The organism is Streptomyces sp. NPDC025833 (assembly GCF_055558055.1).
The window spans coordinates 37,651-56,294 of the sequence record NZ_JBVHNF010000024.1; the positions used below are offsets into that span (position 1 = coordinate 37,651).

The 18,644-nt window shown below is 71.6% G+C and carries 16 protein-coding genes and 3 pseudogenes; 9 read left to right on the plus strand and 10 right to left on the minus strand.

What is annotated here, in order from left to right; translation table 11 throughout:
• Positions 1-175: 175 nt before the first annotated feature.
• Together ACZ4K2_RS33240 and ACZ4K2_RS33245 are read right to left on the minus strand one after the other, a co-directional pair.
• Positions 176-1,138, minus strand: coding sequence for an alpha/beta hydrolase (locus ACZ4K2_RS33240; protein ID WP_467479363.1), 963 nt, complete (start codon positions 1,136-1,138; stop codon positions 176-178).
• Positions 1,135-2,208: a threonine ammonia-lyase gene (locus tag ACZ4K2_RS33245; protein ID WP_467479361.1), complete on the minus strand. Its 1,074-nt coding sequence runs from the start codon at positions 2,206-2,208 to the stop codon at positions 1,135-1,137. Before ACZ4K2_RS33245 ends, ACZ4K2_RS33240 begins: the two co-directional genes overlap by 4 nt.
• A 100-nt stretch (positions 2,209-2,308) precedes the next feature.
• On the opposite strand from ACZ4K2_RS33245, the gene ACZ4K2_RS33250 reads away from it, so the two are divergent.
• The 3 genes and pseudogenes from ACZ4K2_RS33250 to ACZ4K2_RS33260 all read left to right on the plus strand — a co-directional run.
• Positions 2,309-2,818, plus strand: a complete 510-nt coding sequence (locus ACZ4K2_RS33250) for an Lrp/AsnC family transcriptional regulator (protein ID WP_467479360.1) — start codon at positions 2,309-2,311, stop codon at positions 2,816-2,818.
• Between the two features lie 221 nt (positions 2,819-3,039).
• Positions 3,040-3,429 (plus strand): annotated as a pseudogene (locus tag ACZ4K2_RS33255) (TetR family transcriptional regulator); the annotation flags it as partial.
• A gap of 15 nt (positions 3,430-3,444) precedes the next feature.
• Positions 3,445-4,142: pseudogene (locus ACZ4K2_RS33260) on the plus strand (methyltransferase domain-containing protein); the annotation flags it as partial.
• 70 nt (positions 4,143-4,212) lie between these two features.
• Here ACZ4K2_RS33260 and ACZ4K2_RS33265 read toward each other — a convergent pair.
• Entirely contained in the window at positions 4,213-5,046 is an 834-nt protein-coding gene (locus ACZ4K2_RS33265) for a PIG-L family deacetylase (protein WP_467479358.1), read from the minus strand.
• Between the two features lie 277 nt (positions 5,047-5,323).
• Positions 5,324-6,310, minus strand: a complete 987-nt coding sequence (locus tag ACZ4K2_RS33270; RefSeq protein WP_467479356.1) for an Lrp/AsnC family transcriptional regulator — start codon at positions 6,308-6,310, stop codon at positions 5,324-5,326.
• A 123-nt stretch (positions 6,311-6,433) separates the two neighbouring features.
• Here ACZ4K2_RS33270 and ACZ4K2_RS33275 point away from each other — a divergent pair, with 123 nt between their 5' ends.
• Both ACZ4K2_RS33275 and ACZ4K2_RS33280 read left to right on the plus strand, forming a co-directional pair.
• A complete protein-coding gene (locus tag ACZ4K2_RS33275; protein WP_467479354.1) occupies positions 6,434-7,873 on the plus strand; it encodes an MFS transporter in 1,440 nt (479 codons plus the stop codon).
• Positions 7,870-9,054 (plus strand): M20 family metallopeptidase, encoded by a 1,185-nt coding sequence (locus ACZ4K2_RS33280; protein ID WP_467479352.1) that lies wholly within the window; start codon positions 7,870-7,872, stop codon positions 9,052-9,054. The genes ACZ4K2_RS33275 and ACZ4K2_RS33280 overlap by 4 nt, the downstream gene beginning before the upstream one ends.
• A gap of 139 nt (positions 9,055-9,193) precedes the next feature.
• Here the strand turns inward: ACZ4K2_RS33280 and ACZ4K2_RS33285 are convergent, their stop codons facing one another.
• Both ACZ4K2_RS33285 and ACZ4K2_RS33290 read right to left on the minus strand, forming a co-directional pair.
• The gene (locus ACZ4K2_RS33285) at positions 9,194-9,922 is read right to left on the minus strand and encodes an SDR family oxidoreductase (RefSeq protein WP_467479351.1); all 729 of its coding nucleotides are present in this window, start codon (positions 9,920-9,922) and stop codon (positions 9,194-9,196) included.
• Positions 9,923-10,375: 453 nt separating this feature from the next.
• The gene (locus tag ACZ4K2_RS33290; RefSeq protein ID WP_467479349.1) at positions 10,376-10,861 is read right to left on the minus strand and encodes a MarR family winged helix-turn-helix transcriptional regulator; all 486 of its coding nucleotides are present in this window, start codon (positions 10,859-10,861) and stop codon (positions 10,376-10,378) included.
• Between the two features lie 63 nt (positions 10,862-10,924).
• On the opposite strand from ACZ4K2_RS33290, the gene ACZ4K2_RS33295 reads away from it, so the two are divergent.
• The 3 genes and pseudogenes from ACZ4K2_RS33295 (at position 10,925) to ACZ4K2_RS33305 (ending at position 12,536) form a co-directional block, all read left to right on the plus strand.
• Positions 10,925-11,305: a tautomerase family protein gene (locus ACZ4K2_RS33295; protein ID WP_467479348.1), complete on the plus strand. Its 381-nt coding sequence runs from the start codon at positions 10,925-10,927 to the stop codon at positions 11,303-11,305.
• Positions 11,306-11,391: 86 nt separating this feature from the next.
• Positions 11,392-11,595: pseudogene (locus ACZ4K2_RS33300) on the plus strand (LysR family transcriptional regulator); the annotation flags it as partial.
• Positions 11,596-11,795: 200 nt separating this feature from the next.
• Positions 11,796-12,536 (plus strand): class I SAM-dependent methyltransferase, encoded by a 741-nt coding sequence (locus tag ACZ4K2_RS33305; RefSeq protein WP_467479346.1) that lies wholly within the window; start codon positions 11,796-11,798, stop codon positions 12,534-12,536.
• Positions 12,537-12,638: 102 nt separating this feature from the next.
• On the opposite strand, the gene ACZ4K2_RS33310 is transcribed toward ACZ4K2_RS33305, so the two are convergent.
• From ACZ4K2_RS33310 to ACZ4K2_RS33320, 3 genes are all read right to left on the minus strand, one after another.
• Entirely contained in the window at positions 12,639-13,181 is a 543-nt protein-coding gene (locus ACZ4K2_RS33310; protein WP_467479345.1) for a GNAT family N-acetyltransferase, read from the minus strand.
• Positions 13,182-13,219: 38 nt separating this feature from the next.
• Positions 13,220-14,233: a methyltransferase gene (locus tag ACZ4K2_RS33315; RefSeq protein ID WP_467479343.1), complete on the minus strand. Its 1,014-nt coding sequence runs from the start codon at positions 14,231-14,233 to the stop codon at positions 13,220-13,222.
• Positions 14,234-14,657: 424 nt separating this feature from the next.
• Positions 14,658-16,001, minus strand: a complete 1,344-nt coding sequence (locus tag ACZ4K2_RS33320; protein ID WP_467479341.1) for a dicarboxylate/amino acid:cation symporter — start codon at positions 15,999-16,001, stop codon at positions 14,658-14,660.
• Between the two features lie 486 nt (positions 16,002-16,487).
• Here ACZ4K2_RS33320 and ACZ4K2_RS33325 point away from each other — a divergent pair, with 486 nt between their 5' ends.
• Positions 16,488-17,222 (plus strand): D-Ala-D-Ala carboxypeptidase family metallohydrolase, encoded by a 735-nt coding sequence (locus ACZ4K2_RS33325; RefSeq protein ID WP_467479339.1) that lies wholly within the window; start codon positions 16,488-16,490, stop codon positions 17,220-17,222.
• A gap of 291 nt (positions 17,223-17,513) precedes the next feature.
• Here ACZ4K2_RS33325 and ACZ4K2_RS33330 read toward each other — a convergent pair whose 3' ends face one another.
• A complete protein-coding gene (locus ACZ4K2_RS33330; RefSeq protein WP_467479338.1) occupies positions 17,514-18,293 on the minus strand; it encodes an SDR family NAD(P)-dependent oxidoreductase in 780 nt (259 codons plus the stop codon).
• Between the last annotated feature and the right edge of the window lie 351 nt (positions 18,294-18,644).

Sequence of the window (18,644 nt, forward strand, 5' to 3'; positions counted from 1 at the left end):
CGCGCCTGGCCGTAGCCGGGGTAGCCGGACCGGATGTGGTCGGCCATCAGGTGGGTGGCGGATCGGTCGACGTAGGGAACGGCCGCCGCGAGAACGGTGAGACCGATGCCCGCGCACATCGCCGCGACAGCCCCTCGCTCCGGATGTCTCGTCATCGGACTGCCGCCCTTCCGCTTCATCCGACGAGTGAGGCCCGGAGGAATGCGAGGATCTCCGCCCGCGCGGGCCCGGCCTGCCGCGCGACGGCCGGCAAGCTGAGGAACGCGTGCCCCGCTCCGGGATGATCGGCAAGCCGTGCGCACGTCCCGGACGCCTGTAGCCGTTCGGCGTAGCGGCGGCCGTGATCGGCCAGCGGGTCGTGGGAAGGGATCACCACCAGCGTCGGAGCGAGCCGGTTCAGGTCCTCGGCATGCAGTGGGGAGAGCGCGCGGGGGTCGGTACCGGGCGGGACAGCGAGCCGCCGGAGAAGTTGCAGCTGGGGCAGGGTGAGGGTCGGGGTGTGGGTGTGCCGGGCGACCGAGGCGTGGTCGAACATCGCGTCGGTCACGTCGGTAACGGGGTTGACCAGGACCTGCGCCCGCAGCCGCAGGCCGGAATCCCTGGCCCGGATCGCCGCCATCGCGCAGATCAGCCCGCCGCAGCTCTCGCCGAAGACCGCGACCCGCGCCGGGTCGATGCCCCACTGGGCGGCATCGCGCAGCAGGTGCCGCAGTACCTCCCAGCCGTCGTCGACGGCGGCCGACAGCGGGGTGTCCGGAGCGAGCAGGCGGTGCTCGACCGACACGACGAGGGCGGGCAGTTGGACGGCCAGGTGGCTGTTCACCCAGTCGCTCTGCACTGCCGTGCCCACGAACCCGCCCCCATGCACGTGGAGTACGAGGGGCAGGTCCGTCCGGTCGGTGCCGTCGCCGTCGTGCCCCGGGGCCGGCCGGTACACCCGGACCGGCAGCTCGCGGCCGGGTAGCGCCAGTTGCCGCCAGCCGATCGCGGCGCCGGGATCCGGTTCCCCCGTCATCGCCCGCGCCGCGACGGACACCCGCCAGCGGTTCTCCGCGATCTGGTAGGCGGCCAGCTCTTCGTCCGTCATCGCCGACCACTCGGGCGCCGTCGGCCGCTGCGCAGCGGTGATCTCGGTCATCGTCTCATCTCTCCTTGCTGTGCGGGGTGGTCAGTCCTGGGGGACTCGTTGCCCCCGGAAGGTCGGCGAGCCGGATGGTGCCGACGCTGCTCGGACGGCCGCGCCAGCCGGGCCGCCAGCTCCCGGGCCTGCTCGGGGCGGGGGTTGGCACCCGTCAGCACCGTGGCCAGACGGGCACCGGTGACCGCGCCTTCGGCGATCGCCGCCAGGCCCGCGGCTCCCGCCGGTTCCAGGAGGATCCCGAGCGTGCGTGCGGCCAGCTCCATGGCGGCGGCGATGGCCTCGTCCGTCACCAGGACCATCTCGTCCACCAAGGCACGGGCCCGACGCACCGACGCCTCCAGCGGGTTGCGCACCGCGATTCCGTCAGCGAAAGTGCGGGTGCTCTCGACGTGAACCGCGCGGCCGGCGCGCAGACTCGCCAGCATCGAGGGGGCGCCCGCGGCGTTGACCCCCACGATCCGGGTGCCGGGCGCGTGCTCCTTCATCCAGCGACCCACACCGTTGATCAGCGCGCCGTCACCGACCGGGAGCACGACGGCATCGAAGCGCGGACCACGCGTGCCGCCGGATGCGCCGCCGGTCAGCTCCGCCCCGATCGTCCCGGCACCCTCGGCGATCGCGGTCTGCAGGCCGTCCTGCAAGTAGACTCGGTCGGGACGGTGTTCGACGTGGGCGGCCGCCGCCGCGCGAGCCGCCGAACCGTCCGACCCCGCCACGATGATCCGGGCGCCGAAGACCTCCATCCGTTGCCGCTTGACGGGATTGACCGTCTCGGGCACGAACACCTCGACCGGCATCCCGCGGGCGCGTCCGGCGTAGGCAACGGCCTGTCCGAAGTTGCCCGAGCTCGCGCACACCACCGGTGTCCCCGGGGCGAGCGTGCTCAACATCAGGTCGGCGCCCCGGCCTTTGAAGCTGCGCACCGGGTTGGCGGTCTCCAGTTTCACCGTCACCATGCGGTCGCCCAGCGCCCCGCACAGTTGCTCGTCGAGATACTGCGGGGTGTTCAGGAACACCGGATCGATCACTTGCACGGCGTGCTCGATGCGCGCCACGTCCAGATCCATGCGCCACGCCTTTCCTCGGGAGTCGCGGACTCACCTGACGCTATGCGGACGCCCGATCGAAGCGATTGAAATTTCTCGCGCCGGGACGCAATAATCTCGCGTGCCTGAGCCGACCCCGCCTCGTCTGGACGAGATCGACGCCCTGCTGCTGGACCTGCTCCAGCGCGACGCCGGGCACACCCTGCACGCCCTCGGCGAACAGGTCGGGCTCTCGGCGAGCGCCGTCCAGCGGCGGATCGCCCGATACCGCAAAGACGGCCTCATCGCCAAGCAGGTCGCCGTTCTCGACCCGCACCGCTTCGGGCCCGCCGTCCTGGCCACGGTGCTGGTGACGCTCCAGCAGGAATCCTTCGAGCACCACCGCGCCTTCTCCCTGCGGATGCTCTCGGAGCCGCAGGTCCAGCAGTGTTACCGGGTGGCGGGGCCCTGGGACTACGTGGTCGTCGTGGTTGCCAGGAGCATGCGCGACTGCGGCCGGCTCGGCGACCGCTTGTTCAAGTCGGACGACAACATCAGGCGCTACGAGACCCTGGTCGTCTTCGACACCATCAAGACCGGCCTCGCCCTCCCGCTACCCGGGCCGCAGCCCTCCCGCACACAAGACGGGTGACCGGCACAAGTGTGTTGGCTGTGGCCGCGGGAGCGCGGTCCCGGTCTCTGGCCGGGCGATGATGTGTGCGAATCCCGCACCCGGGCAGTGGTCGCCCACCGCGGGCTCGTCATCTCCGATACCGCTGCGCCACTGCCGTGAAGGCGGCCTTGGGTTCCCATTCCATGTCGGGGTAGGTCTGCCCCCGGCGCCCTTCGAAGAGCTTGACGATGCCCAGGCCGGACGCCATCACCGACGCCGTGGTCGAGCAGTACACGAACACCGGCGAGCGCGAACAGGAGGCGCTGCTGCTGATCACCGCCCGAACCGCGCTGCGCGACGCGTACCTCGACACCACCGCCGGCATCGAGCCCCCTCTCACCGAAGTGATCGCCGAGCGTCTGGGCGACGTCGGAGCGCACACCGCCCGCGTACTCGCGGCGAGCGTCGCCGCGGCGGTGCGCATCGCGTTGGAAGGCTGGCTCCGGCCGGCGGGGAACGCAGGGGCCATCGGCAGTGCCGGTACCGGAGGGCTGGTCGTGCCCTCCGGTTCACTGCCCGACCGACTCCGCGCGACGCTGGCCCCGCTCGCGCCCGCGTTCGACGCCGCCGAGCGACGCACCCACCCGTGAAGCCGGCTCAACCCGGGCGCCCGCGCCACCAGCGGCGATGACGCGGCCATGGTCCAGGCCCGGGACCGGTTCCTGTCCACCGGCGTCTACGCGCCCATCCGCCACGCCGGAGCCCGCCTGGCGGCCGACGCCGAGTCCGGTCAGGCCACGGTCGTGGACGTGGGATGCGGCACGGGCTACTACCTGGCCGGCGTACTCGACCAGTTACCCGGCGCCTGTGGCCTGGGACTGGACACATCGGTGCGCGCGCTGCGCTCGGCAGCCCGTGCTCACACCCGGGCCGCCGCGGTCGCCTGGGACGTCTTCCGTCCCTTCCCCCTGGACGACGGGGTGGCCGATGTCGTGCTGAACGTGTTCGCTCCGCGCAACCCCGCCGAGTTCCACCGTGTGCTGCGCCGACGGGCCGGCTGATCGTGGTCCGCCCCACCGGGCGGCACCTGGCCGAGCTGCGCGACCGGTTGCCCGCGATGGTCACGATCGACCCGGCCAAGGAGCGGCGACTGCACCGGGCGCTGAACCCCTTCTTCGATGCCGTCGTCACCGAGCAGGTCGAGTACCCGGCGACTCTGTCCAGGCTGGAAGCCGTGGACCTGGTGGCGATGACGCCGAGCGCACGCCACGTGGCCCGCGCCGACCTGGACGATGACGGCCTCTGGCCCGATCAGGTCACCGTCTCCGTGCTGGCCACCGCCTACCGGCCTCGGTGGCCCTGAACCCGGGCGGCTGCGTCGGTCCCCGCTCCGCCCCGGCCGGTCGGCGGGGCGGACGGGGCGGACGGATCGATCAGCGCAGTCCGGCGAAGAGGTCGTTCTCGGGCGTGGCCGCACCGGTGGGGTCCTGGACGCGCAGGAAGGTCTCCATGCCCATCAGCTCGCCGAACCTCTCCTTGCCCATCCTGAGGAAGAAGATGTTCTCGCCCTGACTGGCGTGCGCGGCCAGCGCGTCGAACTTCTGACCGCTGAACGCGGTGGTGTCCACCCAGGTGGTGATCTCTTCGTCGGGGAGGCCGATCTCGGCCATCGCGGCGGTCTCGGCAGGGTCCGGCTCCGGCATGTCCTCATGGAACTCGCGCATGATCTCGCCGAACCGCCGCATCCCGGAGCGGGGCATCGTGGTCCAGTACACCTTCGGTGCCAGCTCGGTCATCTCCAGGGCCGCCATCGTGATGCGGTGGGCCTGGATGTGGTCAGGGTGACCGTAGAAACCGTTCTCGTCATAGGTGACGACCACATCCGGACGGTAGTGCCGCATGAGCTCCGCGAGCCGGGCCGCGCCTTCCTGCACGGGGGTCCGCCAGAAGGATCCGGGGGCGTCGTTGCTCGGCCAGCCCATCATCCCGGAGTCGGCGTAGTCCAGCATCTCCAGATCGCTGATCTTCAGGGCATCACAGCTCGCCTTCAGTTCCTGACGCCGTATCAAGGCGACGGCGGCGGGATCGTGTCCCGGATCGCCGGGCTTGGCACCTCCCGGTCCGTCACCGCATCCGCCGTCGGTACACGTCACGAGAACCGTGCGGATGCCCTCCGCCGCGTACCGCGCGAGGACCCCGCCGGTGCTGGTGGCCTCGTCGTCGGGGTGAGCGTGTACTGCCATGAGCGTCAAGGGCCGGTCAGTCATGAAACAGTCCTCCTGCGGACGTATGTCTTGCTCCGAGTGCGCGGCGGGCATGCCGCGACCCGAGGGCCCGAATCCTGGTGGGGCGGACGACATCGTGGTGTCCGTGTGCCAACACCCTTACGGCGCCGGTCCCTCGGTCGATGCAACCGTGCCGCCGGACCGGCTGTTCCCGAGCGCCCGGGACGGCCCGCCCGGCAGCGGCCCGCGCTGCCGGTGCCGAAGCGTACGGGCAGCACTCACCGGACGCTCCGTCGGCCCGCGTGCCTCCGGGCGGCGGTCAGATCACGACACCGGCTCTCTTGTACGAACGCAGCAGCAGTGCCGCCTCCGCTCCCGTCACACCGTCCAGTTCCGCGAACACCCGCGTGGTGAAATCGTGCATCTCCTGGGCCGACCGGTGGCTGGAGTAGCCGAGGACATTCGCCTGGCCGGTGGTGATGACGAGGTGCCGGACCTCGGGTTCGCGGGCCAGGCGGCGTACGGCCTTGTCGAGCGCCCGGTGCTCGGCGCGGAGCCGGAAACGGGCCTCGACCGGGAAGCCGAGGACGCCGGGCTCGGCGTGCAGGCGCAGGTGCAGCACGTGCGAGTCCATGAGCCTGGCCAGTCGGCGTCTGGCCGTGGTCTCGCCGACGCACAGCTCACGGGCGAGCCGGGCCATGGGGATGCGCGCGTCCCGCTCCAGCAGGGCCACCAGCCGGCGGTCGAGATCGTCGATGACGAGCGGCTCGGGCGGGACGCCGCCCTCGGCGACGCGGCGACGGGACGGCGTGGGCTCCTCGCCGTAGGGGTCCCAGTCGTTGGCGGTCAGCAGGAGCTGCAGGACCACCGCCGTGTGCACGTCGGTGACACCGGGGATGCCGGCGATCGCCCCGTCGATCGTGGGCAGGAGCTGCTCGGGGCCCTGGACGAGGAGCTCGGCCAGCACTTCGGGGGAACCGGTGGCGACGTCCACGGAGCGCGTGTCCGGGCGGCGGGCCAGCGCGACCGCCACGGCGTGCAGCTTCCCCGGTGCGCAGCGCACCGCCAGCTCCACGACCAGCCCCTCGCCCAGGTACTCCGGCACCAGGAACGCCGTGAACCGCACCAAGCCGGTGCCGATGAGCCGGTCCAGCCTGCGAGCGACGGTGCGCTCGTGCACCCCGATCCGCCCCGCGACGTCCGCACAGGCGGCCCGGGGCTCACGGGACAGCAGGCGGAGGACGGTGTTGTCCAGCGCGTCCAGAACCAGCGGGGCCGTGGCGCCGCTCCTGTCCGAATCCGCCAACGCTTACCTCGTCAATGCCGGTATCCACTGAATCTACTGGGGATCATTGCCGATAGTACGTCGCACGGGCGACCTTGAGTGGCACTTTCCGCCAGCCACTCTCCGTGAACAGGTGCGGCTTCTATGAACGACACCCCGACCCTCGCCCCCTCGCCCGCGAGATCCGGCCCCCGCCCGACTCCGGTCGCGGCGGTGATCGTCTCCATGGTCCTGGTGGAGCTGTCCAGCGGCATCACCCAGGGGTTCCTGGGACCGCTGCTGAAAGGGCTCACCACCAGCCTGCACGTGACCGTCGCGGACCTGAACTGGATCAGCGTCGCGAATCTGCTCGCCAGTGTGGCCTTCACTCCTGTGCTGTCGCGCCTGGGGGACCTGCACGGCCACCGGCGCGTACTGCGCTGGAACCTCGGCATCGTGCTCATCGGCTCGGTCCTGGTGGGGCTGAGCCGGTCGTTCGAGCTGCTGCTCGTGGGACAGGTGCTCCAGGGCGCGTTCGCGGGCTTCTTCCCGCTGCTCGTCGGCATCCTGCGCAACCGCCGGACCGCTGCCGAGAGCCGGCGCGGCATCAGCTTCATGGTGGCCGCGCTGGTCAGCGGCCTCGCACTGGGCACGGTCAGCAGCGGTCTGATCGCCGAGTACGTGGCCGTGCCGACCGCCGCGCTGTGGGTGCCCGCCGCCGCGACGGCCCTCGCGCTGGTGGTGGCCTGGCCGCTGCTGCCGGAGACCGAGGAGCGGCCGGGCGGCACCACGGACTGGTTCGGCGCCGGTCTGCTGTGCGTGGGGCTCGTCGCCGTCATGCTGGGTCTCGGGCAGGGCGGCACGCCCGGCTGGGAGTGGACCTCGGTCAGGACGCTGAGCTGCCTGGCCGGCGGCGCGCTGGTGACGGCGGCGTGGGTCCTGGTCGAGCTGCGCACCGCGACGCCCGTGATGGACGTACGCCTGTTCCGGCGCCGCAACGTCGTCGTGGTCGCGGTCGTCACCCTGACCTTCAGCTCCTGCATGCTCGGTCTGCTGGTCGCCAACCCGGTGTTCCTGAGCACCTCGCGCGCCGAGGCGGGCTACGGACTCGGGCTCTCGCCGCTGGCCACCGCGTTCGCGCTGCTGCCGAACATGCTGGCGCTCGTGCTCGGTGCCCTCGTCGCACCGGCCGTCGCCACGCGGATCTCCGACCGGCGGACGCTGGCCGTCGGCTCGCTGCTGATGGGCGCCGGCAATCTGGCCGCCTTCGCCCTGCACGGCGGCCTCGTGCCGTACCTGGCCTGCACCGCCGTCGTCGGCCTGGGCAGCGGGCTGCTCCAGCACTCCACCCGGACCCTCGCCGTCGAGGCCGTGCCGCACGACCAGACCTCGGTGGGCTCCGGCATCAACGAACTCCTCATCAACGTCGGCGGCTCGCTCGGCGCCGCCGTGGTGCTCTCCGTCTTCGCCGCCGAGACCGCCGCGGGCAGGTCGCTGCCCGCCGTGACCGCCTACACCCACGCCTGGGCGATCTGCGCCGCCGTGTCCCTGGTCGGCGCGCTCGTCTCCCTGCTCTACCGCCGCACCGCGAAGGAGGCCCTGTGAACACCACCGCGCTGAAGGAACGCTGCCGGGACACCGTCACCGCCGTACAGGACCGGGTCCTCGGGCTCAGCCACAGCCTGCACGCCGAGCCCGAGCTCGCCTACGAGGAGCACCGGTCCGCCAAGAAGATCGCCGAACTGGTCGAGGGCGCCGGGTTCTCGGTCGAACGGGGCGTGTGCGACCTGCCGACCGCCTTCACCGCGACCGCCGGCTCCGGGGACCTGGTCATCGGGATCTGCGCCGAGTACGACGCACTGCCCGGCATCGGCCACGCCTGCGGCCACAACGTCAACGGTGCCGCCGCCGTCACCGCCGCCCTCGCCCTGGCCGCCGTCGCCGAGGACATCGGCGTCACCGTCAAGCTGCTCGGCACCCCGGCCGAGGAGTACGGCGGCGGCAAGGCCGACATGCTGCGCCGCGGTGCCTTCGACGACGTGGCGGCGGCGATGATGGCGCATGCCGCGCCCGCCGACGCCATCGGCATGACCTCGCTCGCCATCAGCAGCTGGAAGGTCGCGTACACCGGTCGCACGGCGCACGCGGCGGCGATGCCGCACCGCGGGGTGAACGCCGCCGACGCGATGATGATCGCGCAGGTCGCGATCAGCGCGTACCGGCAGCAGATGGCGCCCGGCGCCATCGTCTCCGGCATCGTGACCTCCGGTGGCGAGGCCGCCAACGTCATCCCCGGGCGTACCACGGCGGACTACGACTGCCGTGCCTCGACGATCGAGGAGCTGCGGGAACTCCAGGTCCGGATACGGGCCTGTTTCGAGGCCGGGGCACTGGCGACGGGCGCGGAACTGGCACTCGAAACGGTCGGCAACGACTACGCCGACCTACGGCAGGACCTCGACATGTGCGCGCTGTACCGCGAGGCGGCGGGCGACCTCGGCCGCACCGTGCCGCCGCGCGACCCGCGGTTGCGCGGCGGATCCACGGACATGGGCAACGTCTCGCAGGTCGTGCCGTCCATCCATCCCATGATCGGCTACGACTGCGGGGACGCGATCATGCACAACCCCGACTTCACGGGGTACGGCACGACCGCCAGCGCGGACCGCGCCGTCCTGGACGGCGGGCTCGCCATGGCGTGGACGGCGGTGGGCCTCGCGACCGACGAGGAGCAGCGGGGTCGGCTGCTCACACGGCTGGCCGAGCGCGGGAGCCTGGTCGGATGACGGGCGCGGCGGCACGGGTGCGCCGGACGGCACGCTGCTCGCGCATCCGGTGTGCCCCCGCCGCTCCCCCGGTCCGGAGGACCTCTGCCGCCCGGACCGCGCGGGGCATGTCGCCGTGCGTGGATGTGCCGGGAACCGATCAGACCTGTTCGAAGTGGAACGCCTTGATGAAGCAGTCGCGGGGCTGGGCGACGGCGAAGAGGATGCACTCCACGACCGACTGCGCGGTGAGGGGGTCCTTGGCCCCGCGCGGCGCGGATTCCCACTCCTCGGAGAGCGGGTCGGAGTTGTCGAAGTCGGGCGGGTAGAGGGAGATCACGCGTACCCCCTGGGGCCGCAAGCGCTTGGAGAGGATCTCGACGAACCCCGCCTGGGCACTCTTGGCCGCGTAGTAGGCGCCGTTCGCCTCCGAACGGTGGTGACCGGCGGCCGCGCAGGCGGAGACCATGGTCACCACGTCCGGCTTGTCCGATGCCAGGAGGAGGGGGAGGAAGTTCTTCACGGTCAGGACGGTGCCGGTGGCGCCGGATGCGATGGTGTCGACGACATCGGCGTCGGAGGGGGACTGGAGGTCCGGTTCCTCGAGGTAGCGGGAGCCGTTGTTGATCAGCACGTCAATGCGGTCGGTGTGCCGGGCGACACCCGCGGCGAAGTCCCGGATCGAGGCCGGGTCCGTCAGGTCGCAGGCGAAGGCGTGGACCCGCTGGTGCCCTCGGCCGCGGATCTCGTCACGGACACGTTCAGCGGCGGCGAGAGTGCGAGCCGAGAGGAAGACCTCGGCGCCGAGGTCCGCGAGCCGGATGGCCAGAGTACGTCCGAAATCGCGGCCTGCTGCGTTGATGACCACGCGGTGATCGTCGAAGTTCATGTCGGCGTTCCTGGTTCGTAGGTCGGAGGGTGGGGTGAGGTACGGCGGCCGGCCTCGGCGGCCGAGCCACCAGCGGCGGCTCGCCGCCGGGCACCGGCGACGGTGATGCCGATTCCGGGGGTGCGGACGGGTACCGCGGCGGACGGTTCGGTGGCGGGCCGGAACGGCGCGGTCGAGCGCGCTTCCGGGAGCCCGCTCGCGCTCCAGGCCGCACCCCGATCCATCGGCACGGCCGGTTCCGTCCCGGGGCGCACGAGCGTCGGCACACGCGTTTCGGAATCTGACACGTAGCCGCACACTACGGAGATCATTCCGGGGATCTACGAGTCACCGCCGATATCTCACGCCATCGAGTGAAGGGCCGGCACGAGGCGATCCACGTGCTGAGATTCGGTCACGCAACTGCCGACGGCGAGAGCGGCCGTGGCGGCAGATCACGCACTGCTGATTCCGCTACGGCTGCCCGTTCCGATCCCGGTCGCCCGCCTGCTCCAAGGCGGCCTCGTAGGCGTGCAGGGCGGTGATGACCGTGGCGCGCTCCGCGGGGGCGAGGCCGCGCATGACGCTCTCCCAGGCGGAGGCGCTGCCGGAAAGCCATTCGCCGATCGGTGCCGCGTAGGCGGGAGCGATGGCGACGATGCGGCGGCGGCGGTCGGCGGGATCCGCGGTGCGCTCCAGCACGCCCGGTCGTGACAGCTCGCTCACCATGAGGCTGACGGTCGTCGGGGCCACCTCCAGCCGGGCGGCCAACTCGTTGACGCTGGTGGGGCCGTCGTACTCCAGGTGGGCCAGCAGCGCGAGGTGTCGCGGGGCCAGGTCCAGGCCGCGGAGCGCCTGCGGTACGGGCAGGCGCTTGGCGCGGCCGACGAGCCGCGGCATGAGCAACAGCAGGGTGCGGACGGCCTCGTCGACGGCCGGGCCGTCCGATTCCGTGGACAACGGCGACCTCCCCAATTATCTTTGAAGACAAAGGCTTTGGTGTCAAAGGGAACGGGATCCACTATGCCGCACCTCACCGTCCACCTTCCAGAGAACAGGCTGACCGGCAACGAACCCGGGCTCGTCGCCGCACTGACCGACGCGATCGCCGACGTCTACGGCGAATGGGCCCGCGACCTCGTAACCATCCGCCTGGCCGGAGTCCCCGCAGGCCGTTTCGCGCGAGGCGGCAAGGCCGTCGACACGAACGCCTCGGTGATCCTGGGCGTCCGCGCCGGCGTCTTCGACCGCCCCGACGCCGCCCGGATCACCGCGCGCCTCAACACCGCGCTCACCGACGCCATCACGCGCGTCGTCGGCGACGATCTCCGCGACGGCACCATGGTCGAACTCGTGGCGTCACCGCCGGAACGCACCTTCGTCGGCGGCGCCCCCACCGCGTGACGCCCTCTCCGGGCAGCACCGCTCCTGCCTGCGGCGGGTGCGGGCGGGTTGACCGCCTCGCAGGTCAGAACGCGTCGACGTACACGTCCGTCCAGGAATGCCGGCAGGCCGTCCTCTGGAACGGCACGGTCGGCATGACCGTCCTGGACCACGAGCCGGCGGAAGGGCTCACCGCGGTGCCGCTGCTCGACATGCCGCCGAGCCGGGTGGTGGCGGCGTGGAAGGAGGGCGACACCGATCCACTGATCCGCTCGTTCCTCCGGACCGCTGTCGCCGCCTACCGCGACTGAGCGCCTCACGGCCCCGGGAGGTACGCGAGAGCGTGCGCCGGTCGGCCGCGGCCCGCCCGATCCGGTTCACCTCACGTGAGCTCCGGTCGCCACGGCTCGTCCGGCGGATCACGGGCCGGGCCAGGGCCGGACCGAGGCGGGGGCCGGCCAGTGCACCAATCGGTTTGACCGCCCCCGGCAGACAGTGCTGAAGTCGGCACGTGGACAGCATCCCCGCCAACCGGCGGCTCTGGAACCGGATCAGCGGCGCCTACCAGCACGAGCACGACCCGCAAATCGGCGCCGCACCCCGGCTGTGGGGCATGTACTCCATCCCCGACGCGCACCTGCGCGCCCTGGGCGACGTCACCGGCAAGCGCGTCCTCGAACTCGGCTGCGGCGCCGGCCAGTGGTCCAGGGCGCTCGCCGCCGAGGGCGCCACCGTGGTCGGGCTCGACCTGTCCGAAGCGCAACTCACCGCAGCGGCAGGCTCGATGGGAGCGGCCCGCTACCCGCTGGTGCAAGGTTCCGCCGAGCGACTCCCCTTCGCCGACGGCAGCTTCGATCTGGTGTTCTGCGACTTCGGCGGGCTCAGCTGGGCGCCCCCGCACCTGGCCGTCCCGCAGGCCGCACGTGTCCTGGGCCGAGGCGGGCGCCTGGTGTTCAACGTCGCCAGCCCATGGTTCGAGGTCTGCTACGACGAAGCCGCCGGCCGCGTGACCACGACGCTGCAGAAGGACTACTTCGGGCTGGACACCATCGCCGAGGGCGACGGCGCGACCAGCTATCAGCTCACCTACGGCGAGTGGGTCAAGGTCCTGCGCGGCGCGGGTCTCCTCATCGACGACCTCATCGAGCCGCGGCCCGAACCCGGAACACCCAACGGCTACAACGAGACCGACCCACCCGACTGGGCACACCGCTGGCCGGCGGAACTGCTCTGGGTGACCCACAAACGGTAGGTTCCGCCGCGTCGGGACGTGAAGGCCGCCTCCAGAGACACCGCACCGTGGCCACCATGTGCGACGAGGTCCGCCACGAGGCCACGGTCCCCCCCGCCGCCGTCAGCGAGTGCGGGTGACGTACCGGTCGGACGACAGCTCGAACACCCGGACTCGCCGGCCGCCGGTGGGGTTGACGGTCTCACGGACCGGCCGCATCCCCAGTTTGGTCATGATCCGTTCGGAGGCGTCGTTGCCCACTTGGGCGATGCTGACGATCCGCTCCAGCCCTCGCTCCTCGAACCCGAACCGTACGGCGGCCGCGGCGGCCTCGGTGGCCAGGCCCCGCCCCCAGTGGGAGCGTCCCAGCCGCCAGCCGACCTCGACCGCCGGCAGCACCTCCGGCAGGAAGTGGGGCACCGAAAGGCCGGTGAACCCGGCCAGCTCGCCGGTGGACCGGATCTCCACGGCGAACAGGCCGAAGCCCCGTGACTCCCACTCGCTCTCCCATGCCCGGATCCCGGCGCGAGTCTGCTGTTCGTCACGGACGCTGCCGTCCCGGATCCACCGCATGACCTCGGGATCGGCGTTGACGGCGGCCATGGGCGCGGCGTCCTCCTCGCGCCACCGGCGCAGGATCAGACGGGGAGTCTTGAGCGTGACCATCCCGCCATTCTGGATCACGATGGACTACCTGTGCTCCCTCAGTCGGCGACGACGGCCTCGACGACGGACAGCACGGTGGGTGTCGGCACGATCCGCCGCAGGCGCAGCCCCGCCTCCTCGAAGAGCTGGACGAAGTCCTCTTCGGTGCGCTCCCGTCCCACCAGGGAGCACATCATCATCAGGTCGAGGGTCTTGGACTGGTGGGCCAGGTCGCCTGGGGGCACGACGGCGTCGATGACGAGGATGCGGCCGCCGGCTGCCGCGGCCTGCCGGCAGTTGCGCAGGATCGTGGCGGACCGCTCGTCGTCCCAGTCGTGGAGGATGCGCTTGATGAGGTAGACGTCCCCCGGCGGGACCGAGGTGAAGAAGTCACCGTCGGACGTGGACCACCGGCCGGCGATGTCGTCGTGGTCGCCCAGCCGGTGGTCGGCGAGGACGTGCGCCTGGTCGTGGAGCACTCCGTGCAGGCCGGGCTGTCGGCGGAGGACTTCGCGGAGCAGGCCGCCGTGGCCGCCGCCGACGTCCACGACGGTGCCCGTGGGCGGGAAGTCGTAGGCCGCGGCGATGGGTTCGTTCTCGTGGTCGGACATGGCGGCCATGCCGACGTGGAAGACGGCGGCGGTTTCCGTGTCGCGTGCGAAGTAGTCGAAGAACGTCGTCCCGAAGATGCCGGTGAAGGCGGAGTCGCCGTGGGTCAGGCAGTGGTGCATCTCTCCGGCGGGGCGCCACATCGTGGTGTCGGTGAGCATCAGGATCGCGGCACGGGCGGAATGAGGGGCGTCCGAGCGCAGCGCCTGACCGGTGGCGGTCAGCCGGAAGCGTCCGGTGCCCGTCTCCTCGACCACGCCGCGAGTGGCGAGCAGCCGCAGGACTCGCCCGAGGTTGCGCGCGTCGGTCCCTGTCGCCTCGGCGAGCCGCTCCACGCTCGCGTCGGCGTCCGCCATGAAGTCGGCCACTCCCACGACCGCGGCGGCACGCAACGCCGCGGGAAACAGGAAGCCCAGGCTTTCGTCGATCAGCCGGGCGGCGGATTGCCGTGCCGTGTTCGTCACTGCGTCACCTCTTCTTGGCGGAACCCGTCCCCGTGGCGGTCTTGACGCGCGTGCGGGGCCGGGCGAGGGCGGGCGGTCCAGGAGGGCGGGGACGGGGGCTGCCTGCGGGGCTTCCACGGTCACGGCGACCGGTGTTGACGGGTGCGCGGATCCGGTGAGGCCGCCGGTCCCAGTGCATCCCCTAGGACTCGGCGCGGACAGGGGGCTTCCGGCCGTCTTCAGAGGTGGGCACGTCCTGCCCGGCCGGTGCGGGCAGCCTCGCCGGCCCGCTCCTCCGGCGAACGGACCGCCCGGGTGGGGAACGATCCCTGGCGGCGGCGCCGGGAACGTCGGCCGGTGTCCATGACCGGGCAGTTGCGGATGCTCGCCCGAACGCACGACGGCGCCCCCGCGGGTCTGCGGGGGCGCCGTCGTGCGGGGAGCGTCAGGCGGTGACCGGCAGGGTCACCTTCTGCTCGCTGTCGTGGACGTCGTACGCGTCGTCCACCGGGGAGCCCGAGGCGGAGTTGTACGCGTCGAGGTCGAGGATCTTCTCGCGGGCGGCGACGACGACCGGGACCAGTGCCTGACCGGCGACGTTGGTGGCCGTGCGCATCATGTCCAGCACCGGGTCGATCGCCATCAGCAGGCCGACGCCCTCCAGCGGCAGGCCCAGCGTGGACAGGGTCAGCGTCAGCATCACCGTGGCACCCGTCAGACCGGCGGTGGCCGCGGAGCCGATCACCGAGACGAAGGCGATCAGCAGGTAGTCGCCGATGTTGAGCTGTACGTCGAAGATCTGGGCGATGAAGATCGCGGCGAGTGCCGGGTAGATCGCGGCGCAGCCGTCCATCTTCGTCGTGGCGCCGAACGGGACGGCGAAGGAGGTGTACTCCTTCGGCACGCCGAGGCGCTCGGTGACCTTGACCGTGACCGGCATGGTGCCGACGGACGAGCGGGAGACGAAGGCAAGCTGGATGGCGGGCCAGGCGCCCTTGAAGAACTGGATCGGGTTGACCTTGGCGACGGTCGCCAGCAGCAGCGGGTAGACGCCGAAGAGGACCAGGGCGCAGCCGATGTAGACGTCGGCGGTGAAGGTGGCGTACTTGCCGATGAGGTCCCAGCCGTAGTCGGCGATGGCGTAGCCGATGAGGCCGACGGTACCGAGCGGGGCGAGGCGGATGACCCACCACAGGGCCTTCTGCAGCAGCTCCAGGACCGACTCGCTGAGGGTGAGGATCGGCTGTGCCCTGTCACCGAGCTTCAGGGCGGCGATGCCGGCGACGGCGGCCATGAACACGATCTGCAGGACGTTCAGCTCGGTGAAGGGCGTGATGACGTCCGTCGGGATGATGCCCGTGAGGAAGTCCAGCCAGGAGCCGGCGTGCTCGGGCTTCTGACCGTCCTTCGGGGTGAGGCCGGTGCCCGCGCCCGGGTTGGTGATCAGGCCGATCGCGAGGCCGATGGCGACCGCGATCAGCGACGTGATCATGAACCAGAGCAGGGTGCGGGAAGCCAGCCGGGCGGCGTTGTTCACCTTGCGCAGGTTGGTGATGGACACCAGGATCGCGAAGAAGACCAGCGGGGCGACGGCCAGCTTCAGGAGCTGGACGAAGATGTGGCCGACCTTGTCGAGCGTGGTGTACAGCCACTGCACGTCATAGGTGCGGGTGATCCAGCCGAGGACGACACCGAGGACGAGACCGGCGACGATCTGGGCCCAGAAGGGCACCTTGGGTATGTGCCGGACGGGCTTGGCGGGGGTTTCGGTGCTCGCGGACGCGGACACGGACACACTCCAGTGATGGCGTATCGGGGAATACGGAAGGGCGGGGTGGGTGCGGCGCACGCGCGCTACGGGCGGCGCCGCTGCATGATGCCGGTCAGATTGCGCGGCAACAGACCGCGGACATACAGCGGCACAGATCGACATGCAGGCGCACCACGAGCAGGGGGCTCATGGGTTCACGGGTGCGCACGGCTGTCTTCACAGCGAACACGTTAACACTTGTACTTTGAGACACTCAAAGTACTTCTTTGGCCAGTGGCCCTCGCGGAATGCCGGCGTCCGCGCGCGAGGCGCGCTTCGGCACGGCGGTGTGTACGTGTCACCTGACCCGCACCGGAGGTCGCGGGGGAAGCGGCGCCACCATCGGCCGTCGACCGGCCCGGCACGGGACGGGGCTGGCCGCAGGCGGGACGGATGTGGGGCCTGTTGACGGTGCGGGCGCGTTCCGGCACCGTCGAAGGCCACATCCCCTCCCTGGGAGGCACCATGCTCAGACGCGCACTCCGCACTCTTCTTTCACTTGTCATGCTCGCTTCACTCACTGGTCTCGGTGTCACGCTCACGACCGGCACCGCGCAGGCGGACGACTGCTACACCTTCCCTCGCACGCTGAGCCAGGGCAGCAGCGGTGAGGACGTGCGGCAGTTGCAGATCCGGGTGGCGGGCTACCCCGGGTACGGGGCCGTCCTGGCGATCGACGGGCAGTTCGGACCCGGCACCAAGGCCGCCGTCACCCGCTTCCAGCAGGCGTACGGGCTCGGCGCGGACGGCATCGCGGGTCCGGCGACCTTCAGCAGGATCTACGCCCTACAGGACGGTGACTGCACGCCGGCCCACTTCACCTACGCGGAGATGAACCGCTGCAACTCCGACTGGTCCGGTGGGGCCGTCTCCGCCGCGGCGGCCCGCGCCAACGCACTGCAGCAGATGTGGAAGCTGGAGGCGCTGCGGCACGCGCTCGGCGACCGCCCCCTGACCACCAGCAGCGGTTTCCGCTCCTACTCCTGCAACAACGCCGTCGGCGGGGCCGCCGGCAGCAACCACCTGTACGGGCGCGGGATCGACCTGGTGGGCTCGCCGTCCTACTGCGAGATCGTCAAGCAGGCCCGCAACCACGGCTTCAACGAGATCCTCGGTCCGGGCTACCCGGGCCACAGCACCCACGCCCACCTCGGCAGCCAGAGCTCCCGCTTCTGGTCCGCCTCCTCCTGCGGCATCTGAGCGGTTCCACACCCTCGGGCGGGGTCGCGGGGACCAGGTCGAACAGCGGCCGCGCCCGGTGCGGCAGCGGTCCCCCGCCCCGCCTCGACCGCGTCCCCCGGCCGACGGACACAGCGGGCCCGGGCACCGCGCTCCGCGTTCGCGCCGGACTGGTGAGCCGACCATGCGGCACTGGTGCGGAGTGATCGCAAATGATGGACGCAGCGTGAAAGTCGCCTGATCCGCGCCTGCCTGCGGCCGGGGATCCTCGCGGTCTCGCGGCTGCCGGACGGCACGGGGGCGTCCGCGCTGTCAGTGGGCCGTCCAGCCGCCGTCGACCGGCAGTACCGCGCCCGTGAGGTAGGACGCCGCCGGGCCGGCCAACAGGAGCGCCGCGCCCACGAGTTCGTCGGGTTCGGCCCAGCGGCCCATGGGGACCTGGTGGGCGAGGAAGTCCCGGACATGCGGGTCGTCGTCGACGCCGTCGTTCAGCGGTGTGCGGAAGGGGCCGGGAGCCAGCGCGTTGACGCAGATGCCGGTGCCCGCGAGTTCGACGCCGAGACTGCGGGTGAGCTGGACCACCGCGCCCTTGCTGGCCGCGTACCCTGCCCGGCCAGCGGCACCGACCACCCCCAGGGCGCTGGCCAGGGTGACGATGCGGCCGTACCCGGCCTGCCGCATCACGGGTACGACGGCCTGGCACGCGAGGAAGGTTCCGACGACGTTGACGTCCAGGCAGCGCCGCAGCGTCGCGGCGTCCAGCGCGCCGAGTTCCCCTCGCGCCTGAATCCCGGCGCTGGTCACGAGCACGTCCAGGCGGCCGTACCGGTCGACGACGTCCCGCACGAGGCCGTGGACCGAATCCTCCTCGGTCACGTCGCAGGACATGCCCACGGCAGTGGCTCCGGCCAGGGCGGTTATCTCGGTCGCCGTCCGCACGCATACCGCCGGCCGTCGCCCGGCCACCACCACCGTGGAACCGGCGGACGCCAGACCCAGCGCGATCGCGCGCCCCAGCCCGGTCGATCCCCCGGTGACCAGTGCCACCTGCCCGGTCAGATCGGCCCCCGGGCCGAGGGAACCCCCGGTCACCGGCCGACGGGGAGCAGGCACGCGCCCGCCGTCGTGCGGACCGGCGACACCCTGCCGGCGGGCAACTGCACTACGGTGGCCACCGCTTCCCCCTTGCCACAGATGACCGGGCCGCTTCGCGCGGCGTCCGGAGCCGTCGACGCGGGCCGCGGTCAACGCTGCACCGAATCATAGGGTGTTGGCCATGGGAAGGCCGCAGCCCCGGCCCACGAGGGCGCAGAGCCGCCGCGCCGCTCCACGCGCTCCCAGGTGTCCGGTGCGGCGGCGTCAGCGCCGGCGGACCGCGGTCGATGGCGTTCGCAGACGGTCTTCCCGCGGTCGGTGCGATCGGCATACCGGAGGCGTGACGGG

Excerpts from the sequence above, each read along its gene's own strand:
- ACZ4K2_RS33295 (WP_467479348.1), top strand. The coding sequence starts at position 10,925 with ATGCCGCACCTCACCGTCCACCTTCCAGAGAACAGGCTGACCGGCAAC.
- ACZ4K2_RS33285 (WP_467479351.1), bottom strand. The coding sequence starts at position 9,922 with ATGAACTTCGACGATCACCGCGTGGTCATCAACGCAGCAGGCCGCGAT.
- ACZ4K2_RS33310 (WP_467479345.1), bottom strand. The coding sequence starts at position 13,181 with ATGGTCACGCTCAAGACTCCCCGTCTGATCCTGCGCCGGTGGCGCGAG.
- ACZ4K2_RS33240 (WP_467479363.1), bottom strand. The coding sequence starts at position 1,138 with ATGACCGAGATCACCGCTGCGCAGCGGCCGACGGCGCCCGAGTGGTCG.
- ACZ4K2_RS33325 (WP_467479339.1), top strand. The coding sequence starts at position 16,488 with ATGCTCAGACGCGCACTCCGCACTCTTCTTTCACTTGTCATGCTCGCT.
- ACZ4K2_RS33245 (WP_467479361.1), bottom strand. The coding sequence starts at position 2,208 with ATGGATCTGGACGTGGCGCGCATCGAGCACGCCGTGCAAGTGATCGAT.
- ACZ4K2_RS33275 (WP_467479354.1), top strand. The coding sequence starts at position 6,434 with ATGAACGACACCCCGACCCTCGCCCCCTCGCCCGCGAGATCCGGCCCC.
- ACZ4K2_RS33265 (WP_467479358.1), bottom strand. The coding sequence starts at position 5,046 with ATGACTGACCGGCCCTTGACGCTCATGGCAGTACACGCTCACCCCGAC.